The sequence below is a fragment of the Streptomyces nanshensis genome (genome assembly GCF_001751255.1).
Lineage (GTDB): Bacteria > Actinomycetota > Actinomycetes > Streptomycetales > Streptomycetaceae > Streptomyces > Streptomyces nanshensis_A.
Genome location: NZ_LJGW01000362.1, coordinates 1 through 13,502, shown reverse-complemented (window position 1 = coordinate 13,502; position 13,502 = coordinate 1). Strand labels below are relative to the sequence as shown.

General features: G+C 73.6%; 4 protein-coding genes. 2 read left to right on the top strand and 2 right to left on the bottom strand.

The annotated features are described in order from the left end of the window. Positions 1–297 precede the first annotated feature (297 nt). On the bottom strand, positions 298–723 hold the full coding sequence (locus AN218_RS21585) for a GNAT family N-acetyltransferase (protein ID WP_070018555.1): 426 nt from the start codon (positions 721–723) through the stop codon (positions 298–300). 110 nt (positions 724–833) lie between these two features. Between AN218_RS21585 and AN218_RS21580 the strand changes: the two genes are divergently transcribed. Together AN218_RS21580 and AN218_RS21575 are read left to right on the top strand one after the other, a co-directional pair. Continuing rightward, positions 834–2,138: an ATP-grasp domain-containing protein gene (locus AN218_RS21580; protein WP_070018554.1), complete on the top strand. Its 1,305-nt coding sequence runs from the start codon at positions 834–836 to the stop codon at positions 2,136–2,138. 16 nt (positions 2,139–2,154) lie between these two features. After that, on the top strand, positions 2,155–4,179 hold the full coding sequence (locus tag AN218_RS21575; protein ID WP_070018553.1) for a CocE/NonD family hydrolase: 2,025 nt from the start codon (positions 2,155–2,157) through the stop codon (positions 4,177–4,179). Positions 4,180–4,228: 49 nt separating this feature from the next. Here AN218_RS21575 and AN218_RS21570 read toward each other — a convergent pair whose 3' ends face one another. Then, the gene (locus AN218_RS21570) at positions 4,229–13,429 is read right to left on the bottom strand and encodes a non-ribosomal peptide synthetase (protein WP_216311791.1); all 9,201 of its coding nucleotides are present in this window, start codon (positions 13,427–13,429) and stop codon (positions 4,229–4,231) included. Positions 13,430–13,502 lie beyond the last annotated feature (73 nt).

The window sequence follows — 13,502 nt, the reverse complement described above, 5'->3', positions numbered from 1 at the left end:
CGGCGCCGCCGCCGGTCCGTGCCGCGTCCGCGCCGCGCTGTGCGCTCTCGTCGCCGTACCGGCCGGCGGTACGCGCGGACGGATGCGCCGCGTCCCCCGGAGCGTCCGGGACCCACATCAGGGGCGCGAGCAGGGCGGCGGCGAGCAGCGGTCCGGCGAAGGAGGTCCTCATCACGAACAGACGCCTTCCCAACGGGACTTGGTCCATACCACAAAGCAACGACCGTTGTTCCCGGGCGCGTTGCGGCATCTACGCCCGCCACCCGCCCTCCCGCGGGGCCGCTGACGCCCGTGCCCTCACAGCTCCTTGGTCAGGAACACCCGGCTCGTACCCGGCGGACGGCACGGGATCTCGCCGAAGACCTGCCATCCCTGGCGCCGGTAGAAGTCCGGCGCCTGGAAACTGAGCGTGTAGAGCACGGCGTTGACGCAGCCGCGGCGCCGGGCCTCGTCCTCGGCCGCGCGGAGGATCTCGCTCCCCAGGCCCGAACCGCGCAGCGCGGACGGCAGATGGAAGGTGTCGACGAAGAGCAGCCCCAGCGACGTACGTCCGCTCAGGCCGCCGAGCACCTCGCCGCTCTCCGGGTCCCGTACCAGGACGGCCAGGTCCCGTTGGTCGCCCGCCCCGGCCCGTCCCTCGTTGAACTCGTCCAGGCCGCGCGAGATCACCGCGATGTCCCGGGCCTCCGGCGTGTCCGTGACGGACACGGTCGGCGTCTGCATCCGCTCCCCCTCCCTCTCCTTCTGCCTTCTCCGGCGGTGCGCGCATCCGCTCTCCCGGTCCGCTCGGCGGACGGCTGAGTGAAAGCCCTGACGAGGGGTACCGGGGCGCCATGTCTGCCAGGACACGCAATGTATTCGTACTCGGACTCGACGAGCGCAACCGCGAGCTGCTGCACGACCTGCCGCATCTGGCCGCGTACCGCTTCCACCCGCTCCTGAGCAAGGAGGAGCTGACGGAGGACGCGGAGGTGCCGCTGCGCCGGCTGATGGAGAAGGCGGAGCGGAAGCTGCAGGACTTCGACGGGCCCGTCGACGCGATCGTGGGCTACTGGGACTTCCCCGTCAGCTCCATGGTGCCGATCCTCTCCGAGCGCTACGGCCTGCACTCGGCGCCGCTGGAGGCGGTCGTCAAGTGCGAGCACAAGTACTGGAGCCGGCTGGAGCAGCAGAAGGCCACCGACGCCCATCCGCCCTTCGGGCTGGTCGACCTCGACGACCCGGCGCCGCCGCCGGGGATCGCGTTCCCGATGTGGCTGAAGCCGGTGAAGTCGATGTCCTCGGAACTGGCCTTCCGGGTCACGGACGAGAAGGAGTTCGCCGAGGCCGCGGAGGAGATCCGCAAGGGCATCGGCGGCATCGGCGAGGCCTTCGACGACGTGCTCTCGCTGCTGGACCTCCCGCCCGAGATCGAGGCGGCCGGCGGCCAGGCGTGCCTGGCCGAACAGGAGGTCTCGGGGCACGAGATCACGGTCGAGGGCTACTGCTCGGGTGGTACGCCCCATGTCTACGGCGTCATCGACTCGCTGCTCTATCCGGAGACCTCCAGCTTCCTGCGCTACCAGTACCCCTCGCAGGTGCCGGACGAGGTCGCCGCCCGCGTCACCGACATCGCCGAGCGCGTCGTACGCCAAGTCGGCCTGTGCGACTCGACGTTCAACATCGAGTACTTCTGGGACCCGGAGCGGGACCGGATCGACATCGTGGAGATCAACCCCCGGCTCTCCCAGTCGCACGCGCCCCTCTTCGAGTACGTCGACGGGGTGCCCAACCACCAGTGCATGATCAGCCTCGCGCTCGGCGAGGACCCGCGGCTGCCGCACCGGCAGGGCCCGTACGGGATCGCCGGCAAGTGGTTCCTGCGGCGCTTCTCCGACGGGTATGTGCGCCGCTCCCCCGGCCCCGGGGACATCGAACGGGTCCGGCGCGAGGTGCCCGGCGCCATCGTCGACGTCGTCGCCGAGGAGGGCGCGCGCCTCTCCGAGCTGCCCATGCAGGACAGCTACAGCTACGAGTTGGCGGCCGTCTATCTCGGGGCGGAGGACGAGGCCGGCCTGAAGGAGAAGTACCGGCGCTGCGTGGAGCTGCTGCCGTTCGAGTTCGAAGGGTCCGAAGGGTCCGAAGGGTCCGAAGGGTAGAGGAGAGAGCACGGGAATGAAGGAGGTCACCTCCCAGCCGTACGCCGTCAAGGAGGAGGAGCACGTCTGGATCCCGGTGCGGGACGGGACGCGCCTGGCCGCGCGCATCTGGCGCCCCGTGCCCTCCGAGACCGATCCGGTTCCGGGGATCCTGGAGTTCATCCCGTACCGGAAGCGCGATCTGACCGCGCTGCGCGACTCCGTCAACCACCCGTACATGGCCGGGTACGGCTACGCCTGTGTGCGCGTGGACCTGCGCGGCAGCGGCGACTCCGAGGGCGTGCTCGACGACGAGTACCTTGAGCAGGAGTTCGAGGACGGCGAGGACGTCCTCGCGTGGATGGCCGAGCAGCCCTGGTGCAACGGCCGCACCGGGATGATGGGCATCTCCTGGGGCGGCTTCAACGCCCTGCAACTCGCGGCCCGCCGCCCGCCGTCCCTCGGGGCGGTCGCCGCGCTCAGCTACAGCGACGACCGGTACGCCGACGACGTGCACTACATGGGCGGATGTCTGCTCAGCGACAACCTCTCGTGGGCCTCGACGATGTTCGCCTACACCTCGTGCCCGCCCGACCCGCAGCTCGTCGGGCCGGACTGGCGCACGATGTGGTACGAGCGGCTGGACGGCATGACGCCGTGGCTCGCGGAGTGGCTGACCCATCAGCGGCGCGACGCCTACTGGCAACACGGCTCGGTGTGCGAGGACTACTCCGCCGTGCAGTGCCCGGTGCTCGCCGTCAGCGGCTGGGCCGACGGCTACTCCAACGCCGTCTTCCGGCTGCTGGAGCAACTGGACGTGCCCCGGCGGGGGTTGATCGGACCGTGGTCGCACAAGTACCCGCACCTCGGGGTGCCGGGCCCGGCCATCGGCTTTCTGCAGGAGCTGGTGCGCTGGTGGGACCACTGGCTCAAGGACGAGGACAACGGCGTGATGGACGCCCCGATGCTCTGCACCTGGATGCAGGAGAGCATGCCGCCGTCCACCGCGTACGACGAACGCCCCGGCCGCTGGGTCGGGGAGCCGGGCTGGCTCTCGCCGCATGTGGAGCGCGTCGCCCACCCGTTGGGGCAGAACCGGATCGGACGGCCGGGACAGCAGTTGTCCTCGCCGCCGCTGAGCGTCGAATCACCGCTGTCCGTGGGGCAGTTCGCGGGCAAGTGGTGCTCGTACAACGCGCCGCCGGATCTGCCCTACGACCAACGGGAGGAGGACGGCGGCTCGTTGGTCTTCGACAGCGAACCGCTGCGCGAGCGCTGCGAGATCCTCGGCGGGCCGGTGCTGCACGCGACCCTCGAAGTGGACCGCCCGGTGGCGATGATCGCCGTCCGGCTGTCCGACGTGGCACCGGACGGGCGCGCCACACGGGCGACGTACGGCCTGCTCAACCTCACGCACCGGAACGGGCACGCGGAGCCGGAGGAGCTGGTGCCCGGCGAGCGCTACGAGGTGCGCGTCCAACTCAACGGTGTGGCACAGGCGTTCCCGGAGGGCCACCGGATCCGGGTGTCGGTCTCGACGTCGTACTGGCCGCTGGCCTGGCCGCCGCCGGAGCCGGTGCGGATGACGGTCCATCCGGAAGAGAGCCGGCTGGAGCTGCCGATCCGCTCGATCACCGAGCCCGACGAGCTGCCGACGCCGCTCTTCGCGGAGCCCGAGGGCACACCGCCGCTGCCGAGCAGCGTCGTGCGGCCCGGCGAGGAGCGCTGGACCGTCTCCCGCGACCTGGTCGACTACCGCTCCTCGCTCGAAGTGGTCAAGGACCTCGGCGTGCTGCACCTGGAGGACGTCGACCTGGACGTGACCCGGCGGGCGTACGAGCGCTATAGCTGGACCGGCGACGACTTCGACTCCGTACGCGGCGAGATCGAGTGGGTCATGGGCTTCAGGCGCGGGGACTGGGACGTGCACACCACGACGCGCACGATCCTCACCTCCGACGCGACGCACTTCCGTCTGCACGCGACGCTGGACGCCTACGAGGACAACCGCCGTGTGCGGTCCCGGAATTGGGAGTGGGAGATCCCACGGGACCACGTCTGAGACCCGGTGCCCCCGGTCGTCGCACAGCGGCCGGGGGCGCCGGGCCCGGTCACTCCGCGGCGGCCCGGTCGGCCGGCAGCAGATCCCCGACCGCCGGTGCGTCCTCGGCGGCCAGGGCCGTCAGGATGTTACGGAGGCCGGCGGCGATCTCCTCGGCGCGGGCGCGGTCCAGCGCGTCCGGGCGGTAGTCGAAGCGCAGCGCGAAGCCGCCCTCGCCCGCGAACGCCACCAGCGTCAGCGGGTAGTGGGCGGCGTCGCGGCCCTCCACGCTCTCCACGCGCAGGCCGGGCACGGGCTCCTCGAGGCCGGACCGGTCCAGCGGGTAGTTCTCGAAGACCACATGGGTGTCGAACAACTCCCGCCGCCCGGCGATGCGTTGGATCTCCCCCAGCCCCAGATGGTGGTGGGGCAGCATCCGTGACTGCTCCCGCTGGAAGCGCGCAAGCAGCTCCCGCACCGTCTCGTGCGGGTCGAGCGTGAGCCGTACCGGGACGGTGTTGATGAACAGCCCGATCATCGACTCCATGCCCGGGAGTTCGGGGCGGCGGCCCGAGACGGTCGTACCGAAGACGACGTCCCGCGTCCCGCACTCGCGGGCGAGCAGCAGCGCCCAGGCCGCCAACAGGACGTTGCCCAGGGTGAGTCCGGCGGCGGAGGCGGTGCGCCGCAGGGCCGCCGTCAGTCCGCCGGGCAGGACGAGGTTCAGCGTGTGCGGCGGCGCCGCGGCGGCGCTGATCTCGCGGTCGGTCAGCCGGGTCGCGGCGCCGACGTCCGCGAGCGTCTCCTGCCAGGCCGTACGGGCGGCGCCGGCGTCCAACCGGGCCAGTACGGCGAGGTGTTCGCGGTACGGGGTGACGGCGGGGAGGGCGGCGGCGGTGCCGCTGCCGGTGTGCAGCGCATAGGCGGCGAAGAGTTCGCGTACGAGCAGCGGCATCGACCAGCCGTCCAGCAGCAGATGGTGGTTGGTGAGTACGAGGCGGTGGTCGCCGTCACCGCAGCGGAAGAGGCTGAAGCGCATCAGCGGCGGCCGTTCCAGATCGAAGCGCCGCCGCAGATCGGCGCCCAGCAGCCGGCCGAACACCGCCTCGCGGCGCCCGGCGGCCACGCCCGTCAAGTCGACCTCGCGCCAGGGCGGTTCGGCCGCCCCGGTCAGCACCTGCACCGGACGGGACAGGTCCCGGTGCGCGAAGGCCGCCCCGAGGTTGGGGTGGCGTTCCAGGAGCGTGCGGACGGCGGCGCGCAGGGCGGCGGCGTCGGGTTCGTCCCGCAGCCGCAGCACGATCTGCGCCTGGTAGACGTCGGGGCTGCCCGGCGCGAACAGGGAGTGGAAGACCAGTCCCTGCTGGAGGGCGGTGAGCGGCAGGACGTCGGTCACCTCCGGGTAGGAGCGCTCCAGTTGGTCGATCTCGTCCTGTCCGAGCGGGACGAGCGGAAAGTCCGAGGGGGTACGGCCGCCGGCACCGGGTGAGGCGGCGTGGGCCGTCAGGGCGTACAGGGCGCTGAACCACAGATCGGCCAGCTCCCGCATCTCGGACGTACGGAACCGGCCCGCGGCCCAGGACCATTCGGCGCTCAGCACGGGGCCGTCGGGGCCGTCCGCCGTCAGCGCGTTGAGGTCGACGAGGTGTCCGCCGGGCAGCGGGGTACGGGCGACGCGGCCACCGGCGGCGGAACCGCCGGGCTCCGCACGGCCGTTCGGGCCGGAACTCTCCTCCCGGCCGTGTTCGGGCGCCGGTTCGCCCTCGTCGCCTCCGGCGAAGGCGTCGCCGTCGGCGGTGGGCGCCCAGTCGGCGTCGTCCGCCGCGCCGAAGCGGCCGAGATAGTTGAACCCCAGTCGAGGCGTGCCGAGTCGAGCCAGCTCGGGGCCCGTGCGGGGGTCGAGATAGCGCAGCACGCCGTAGCCCACACCGCGGTCCGGTACGGCCCGCAGCCGCTCCTTGACCTGCTGGAGTGCGCGCCCCAGCGCCGGAGTCGCGTGCCACACGTCGCTCCAGGCGCAGCCGGTGGCCGCCAGCCGCACGGGGTGGACGCTGGTGAACCAGCCGACGGTGCGGGAGAGTTCGACGCCGTCGCCCTCGTCGCCCTCGTCGCCCTCGCCGTCGGCGCCGAGGTCGGCACCGCCGTCGGGGCGGCCGTGCGACTCCAGGTCGAGCACGACGTCGCCGGAGGGCAGGCCGCGCCTGCGGCGCCACTCCTCCAGGGCGAGCGTGAAGCCGGTGAGCAGGACGGGCTCGACTCCGCAGTGGTACGCCGCGCCCACCTGCGTCAGCAGAGCGCGGGTACGGGCGGGCGGCATCGTGACGCTCAGCCGTTCCACACCTCCGGTGGCACCTTCCTCCGGGACCGTGCCGGTGTCCCTGTCGGCCTGGGTACCGGTGTCCGTGCCGGTGTCCGTTCCGGGCAGGGCGGCGGACCACAGTTCGGTCTCGTCCCGGCGCGCGCCCGACTCGCCCTGGCCGGCCAGCAATTGTGCCCACTGTCTGAACGACGTGCCGTCCGGCGGCAGTTCGGGCGTGCGGCCCGCGGCCAGCGCCTCGTGTGCCGAGGCCAGATCGGGCAGCAGGATGCGCCAGGAGACCCCGTCGACGGCGAAGTGGTGCACGACGAGCACCACGCGTCCGTGCCGCTCCGGGCCCCGGTCGAGGAAGACGGCCTGGAGCAGCCGGCCCGCCCGCGGGTCGAGGCTCTCCGACGCGGTGCGCACCGCGTCGGAGAGCAGCGCCGCGTCCCGTTCCGCGTCCGCGTCCGTTCCCGTGCCGGGGTGCGAAGTCCCCCTGCCGGGGCGGGCGTCGACGTACAGGACGCAGTCCTCGGCACGTACGGCCCCCGGCGGCGGTACGTCGAGGGTCCAGGCGCCCTCGTGCTCGCCGGGACCCTCCGGCGCTCCGAACCGCAGCCGCAGCGCGTGGTGGTGGTCGAGCAGGGCCTGTACGGCTCCGGTCAGCAGCTCCGTCGTCAGCCCGAGCGGGGCGCGCAGCGTCATGCGCTGGCTGAACTTCCGTGTCTCGCCGCCGTGTTCGCGCCACCAGTGCATGACGGGGGTGAGCGGCACCGGGCCGCACGCCTCCCGCAGAGCCTCCGCGGCAGCGTCGGTCTCCCCGTCCGCCGGACCCGGGCCGTGATCGGTTCCGTCCGCGTCGACAGGTGTCCGCTCGGCGGCCGTTTCCGCACCGCGGCCGGCGCCACCCGCCGCTCTGCCCTTGATCTCCCGTGCCACGGTGGCGAGTTCGGCGACGGTGGGGTGCTTGAAGACGTCGCGGACGCTGAACCGCAGCCCCGCCGCGCGGGCCCGGCTGACGAACTGGATCGCGGTGATGCTGTCGCCGCCCAGGTCGAAGAAGCCGTCGGTGACGCCCGCCGAGGGCGTCCGCAGCAGCTCCGCGACGAGTCCGCAGAGCACCCGCTCGCGCTCGGTGCCCGGCGCCGCGCCGCCGGGGGCGGGCTCGGAGCGGCGGGGCGCGGGCAGCGCCACCCGGTCGAGCTTGCCATTGCGCGTCAACGGCAGCCTCTCCAGGACCACATGGGCGGTGGGCACCATGTAGTCGGGCAGCACCCGCTCAGCGTGCTCCCGTACGGCGTCCCAGTCGACGTCCTGCGCGGACGTGCCGCCCGCCGGTACGAGGTAGGCGACCAGGCGCCGCTCCCCCGGCTCGTCCTCGCGTACGACGACGGCGGCCTGTCCCGCGCCTCCGTGTCCGGCGAGCGCGGCGGCGACCTCGTCCGTCTCGATGCGGAAGCCGCGCAGCTTCACCTGGCCGTCGGCGCGTCCGACGAAGGCGAGGGCGCCGTCCGGCAGCCACCGCACCAGGTCTCCCGTGCGGTACATGCGCGACCCGGCGGCGCCGAACGGGTCGGCCACGAAGCGCTCGGCGGTGAGGCCCGGGCGCCGGAGATAGCCGCGTGCGACGCCGGTGCCGCCGACGTACAACTCGCCGGTGACGCCCGCCGGTACGGGCTGGAGCGCGCCGTCGAGCACATACGTGCGCATGCCGTCGAGCGGCCGTCCGACCGGCACTGCGGGGCGGGCGGCGGTGTCGCCCACAGCGGCGACGGTACCGGCGTCCGCTGCGTCGTCGGCGGGGCCCGTGGTGTGCCGGGCGGCGAAGGTCGTGGTCTCGGTCGGGCCGTAGCCGTTGATGACGCGGGTGCGCGGGCAGTCGGACCGTACGGCACGCACCGCGCGCGGCGAGACGACGTCGCCGCCGGTCCACACCTCCGCCAGGGTGCGCAGCGCCGAGGGGCGCTCCTCCGCGACGAGATGGAAGTAACCGGCGGTCAGCCAGAGGGTGTTGACGTCCTCGCCGCTGTCCCCCGTCACAAGCTGCTCCAGCGTGCCCACGTCCAGCTCGCCGGGCGGTGCGACGACGACCTCGCCGCCGGTCAGCAGCGGGCCCCACAGCTCGAAGGTGGAGGCGTCGAAGGAATGCGGGGAGTGGAGCAGCGTACGGCGCGGGGTCCCGCCCGGAAGGCGCAGGGACGGGCCGAGCGCGAGGGCGGTGATGTCGGCGTGGGTGACGGCGACGCCCTTGGGCACGCCGGTCGAGCCCGAGGTGTACATCACGTAGGCGAGCGCGGCGGGGTCACCCGACGGGCCCACGCCGGTGGGGAGTTCGGACCCGGATGCGGAACCGGTATCGGTATCGCTGTCGGGCGTGCCGTCGGCTTCGTCCACCTCGACGACACGGAGAGCGCCCGGCCGACTCGCCCCGTCACACTGCGCGTTGGCGATCAGCAGCACCGGCGCCCCGCACTCGGCGAGCATCTGCTCCTGGCGGGCACGTGGTGCCCGTGCGTCGAGCGGTACGTACGCGCCTCCGGCCCGCAGCACCGCCAGCAGGGCCACGACGAGCGAGGCCGAGCGCTCCATCAGGACCGCCACCGGCGTCTCGGGGCCGACGCCGCACTCCCGCAGCCGGCGTGCCAACTCCCCCGACCGCGCGTCCAGTTCGGCATAGGTCAGTTGCGCCCGTTCCGCCGTACCGGGCTCCCCCGGCGTACGGACGGCGACGGCGTCCGGGCGTACCCGTACCTGCTCGGCGAAGCACTCCGGGACGGTGCGGTGCGCCGACGGCGGCAGGGCGGCGCCGGTGCCCCACTCCTCCAGCAGGCGGTGCCGTTCCGCGCCGCCGAGCATGTCCAGCCGGTGCACGGGCATCTCGGGCGCGACGGCTATCTGCTCCAGCAGCCGCGCGAAGCGTGCGGCGAGCGCTTCGGCGGTGGCGGGGTCGAACAGGGCGTGGCGGTACTCCAGTCGGCCGTCCAGGCCGAGGAAGTCGCCGTCGTCGCCCCGGTGTTCGTGCAGGCTCAGACACAGGTCGAACTTGGCGGCGCCCGTGCCGACCGCCTCGACCGAGGTGTCCAGACCGGGCAGCGCGAGCCGTTCGGGCGGCGGCTCGGTGAGGGTCAGCATCACCTGGAACAGGGGCTGTCCGGGCGCGCTGCGCTCGGGGTTGAGCGCCTCGACGACCAGGTCGAAGGGCACGTCCTGGTGTGCGAAGGCGGTGAGGTCGGACTCCCGTACGCGGCGCAGGAGTTCACGCACGGTGGGCGTGCCCGAGGTGTCGGTGCGCAGCACCACCGTGTTGACGAAGAAGCCGACGAGACCGTCCAGGCCCGCGTCGTCGCGTCCTTCCACGGCGGTGCCGACGGGGATGTCCTCACCCGCGCCGAGCCGGGTCAGCAGCGCGGCCAGCGCCGTGTGCACGACCATGAAGAGGCTGGCCTGCTCGGCGGCGGCCAGTTCCGCCAGGCGTGTGTGCACGGCGGCCGGTACGCGCAGCGCGACGCTGTCGCCGCCGCTGCCGGCGTCCGCCGTGGTGCCGATGTTCTCCGGCTCCGCCGCGTCCTCGGCCTCCCCTGAGTTCCCGGCGTCCCCTGTCTTCTCTGAGTCCTCTGCGTGCTCCGGGTCGGGCGAGCGGTCCGCGGGCAGCGGTATCCGTCGCGGCAGACCCTCCAGGACGCGGGTCCAGTGGGCGAGGCCGCGTTCCGCACGGGAGTGCGGGCCGTCCCCGCCGGGGCTCTCGCCGCCGAGGCCGGTGCGCTGCCACAGCGCGTAGTCGGTGTACCGGACGGGCAGCGGCCGCCAGTGCGGCACATCTCCTTCGCGGCGGGCGGTGTACGCCGCGGCGAGGTCGTCCAGCAGCGGCGCGAGCGACGCCGCGTCGCACGCGATGTGGTGCAGCAGCAGAAGCAGCGCGTGCTCGCAGGGCGCGGCGGTGAACAGCCGTACGCGCAGCGGGGATTCGCTCTCCAGCCGGAAGGCGTGCCGGGCCGCCGCGCTCAACTCCTCCTCCAGCCGGTCCTTCGTCGTCCGCACACACGAGAGCCGGACGCCGGCCTCCTCCGGCGGCAGTACATGCTGCCGCGGTCCCGCCGCGCCGGGCCGTACGACGGTACGCAGCGGCTCATGGCGTCCGACGACGTCGCGCAGCGCGGCGCGCAGGGCGTCCTCGTCCAGATCGCCGGTCATGCGCAGCACGAGGGGCACGTTGTACGAGGCGTCCGGGCCGGTGAGCGACTGCTGGAACCACAGCCGGCGCTGTGCGTGCGACAGCGGGACGCTCACGGGAGGGCCGTCGCCGTTGTGTTCCGCCGCGGTCAGCGGTGCTGCGGGCGCACACGTACGCAGCCGGGCCGCGAGCGCGGCGACGGTGGGGTGCTCGAAGACGTCCCGTACGTCGATCTCCGCGTCCAGTTCGGCACGGACCCTGCTCACCAGGCGTGCCGCGCGCAGGCTGTCCCCGCCGAGGTCGAAGAAGCCGTCGTCGGCGCCGACCGGGCCCGTGCCGAGCAACTCGGCGTACAGCGCGGCGAGTCGGCGCTCCCGCGGACCGTCGGGCTGCCGTGCCGCGGCGGAGCGTGGAGCGCTGCTCGCGGACGGGGCGGGCAGCGCGGACCGGTCGAGCTTGCCGTTGGGCGTGAGGGGCAGCCGGTCCAGCCGTACGAAGAGGGAGGGGACGAGATGTTCCGGCAGCCGGGCGCGCAGATGGGCGCGGAGCGTACCGGCAAAGTCCCGGGCCACGTCCTCACCCAAGTCCTCGGCGGGGCCCGGGGGTTGGGCGGGCGCGGGGACGACGTAGGCGACGAGGCGCCGGTCCCGTCCACCGGGCGGCGCCACCCCGTCTACCCCGTCCGATCCGTCCGGCCCGTCCGTCGCGCTGTCGGCCCGGGCGTCGGCGCGGGCGGCGACGGCCGCGTGGGCGACGCCGGGGGCGTCCGCGAGTGCGGCCTCGATCTCGCCGGGTTCGATGCGGAACCCCCGTACCTTGACCTGGTCGTCGGCTCTGCCCTCGTACTCCAGACCGCCGTCGGCGCGCCATCGGGCGAGGTCCCCGGAGCGGTAGAGCCGCGATCCGGGCGGCCCGAACGGGTCGGGCACGAAGCGGGCGGCGGTCAGGCCCGGCCGCCCGAGGTAGCCGTGTGCGAGGCCCGTGCCCGCGACGTACAACTCGCCCGTCGTGCCGGGCGGTACGGGGCGCAGCCGCTCGTCGAGCACATACAGGCGGGTGCCGGAGAGTGGCCTGCCGACCGGGCTGCCGCCCTCGGCGAGAACGCCGTCGCGCACGTCGAGCAGGGTCGCGTGCACGGTGGTCTCGGTGATGCCGTACATGTTGACCATGCGGGGCGCGGACGGCCCGTACCGTGCGCACCACGGGCGCAGCGACTCCGGGCGCAGCGCCTCGCCCCCGAACACGACCAGCCGCAGGGCGAGTTGACGGCCCCTGCCGTTCCGCGGCTCCCGCTCTTCCGGCTGCTGAGACGGTTCCGGCGACGTCTCGGCGTCGGCCCGGTCGAGGGCGAGGAAGGCCGACGGCGTCTGGTTGAGCACCGTGACGCCTTCGCGTTCGAGCAGGCCGAGGAAGGCGCGGGGCGAGCGGGCCACCTCGTGGTCGACGACGACCAGGCGTCCGCCGTGAGCGAGGGCGCCCCACATCTCCCAGACGGAGAAGTCGAAGGCGCAGGAGTGGAACATCGTCCACACGTCGCCGGGTCCGAAGCCGAACGGGACGGCGGCCTCCTCCAGAAGCGTCACGACGGCCCGGTGGGGTACGACGACGCCCTTGGGACGGCCCGTGGAGCCGGAGGTGTAGATGGTGTAGGCGGAGTGATCCGGCGTCAGCGGTGCGAGGCGGTCGGAGTCGGCGACGGCCCCGGGCGACCTCCGGTGCGTCGCAGGTTCCGCTTCCGGTGCCGCGTCCGGGTCGTGTTCCGACTCCCGTTCCGCGCGGGCGAGTTCGTCCGGGGTGAGGGTCAGTACGGGACGTGCGTCGTCCAGCACCGTGCGGACCCGTTCGCGGGGCCAGCGCACATCGAGCGGCAGATACGCGGCACCGCTCTTGGCGACGGCGAGGATCGCGGTCACCAGGTCCGCCGAGCGCGGCAGCAGCACGGCGACACGGCCGCCGGGTCCCGCACCGCGGCGGATCAGCCATCGCGCCAACCGGCCCGCGCGGGCGTCGAGTCGGCCGTAGGTGAGGTGGGTGTCCCCGGAGGTGACGGCCACGGCGTCCGGCGTACGGACGGCCCAGCGCTCCGCCAACTCCGCCAGCGTCGGCGCCGGTTGGGGCGCGGACGGCTCGGCGGAGCACTCCGGCACGGTGTGTCCCGGTACGAACAGCCGCCGTTCGCCGCCCGTGAGGGGGTCGATCCGTCCGACGGGCACGCTCGGGTCGGCGGCGAGGCGGCGCAGCAGACAGGCGAAGCGGCGGGCCTCGGCACCGGCCTCGGCCGGGGTGAACCGGCCGGGATCGGCGTCCAGTTCGACACGCAGTCCTCCGCGGCCCGAAGCCCGCGAGGACCCGGGCTCCGGCTCGGCGTCGGCGTGGACCGTGACGGACAGATCCTCGACCGGTCCGATCGCGACGTTGCGCATCACCATCGGACGGCCCGCGAAGAGGGAGCCGTAGTCGAAGGGCAGCACGTTCACGGCGAGCGCGAACAGCCGTCCCCCGCCCGTGAGTCCGAGGTCGCCGCGCAGATCCTCGCAGCGGTAGCGCTGGTGGGAGAGGACCGCGGTCAGCTCGTCGGCGACGGTCCGTACGAGGTCCGCGGCGGGCCGTGCGGGGTCGACGGGCACCCGCAGCGGCAGCACGTTGGAGACCATGCCGGGCACGGTGCGTACGGCCTCGCCGACGCGGGCGGCGACGGGCAGCCCGAGCGTGACCTCGTCCCGGACTCCCCTGCCGTCCCCGGCTGTTGGGCCGGCGGCGGCCGTACGGGCGCGTATGTGCAGCGCTGCGGCGGCCGTCACGAGCGCGGGCCAGCGCACGCCCAGCCGTCCGGCCTGGTCGCGTACCGACTGCGCCGCACCGGGCGGCAGCACG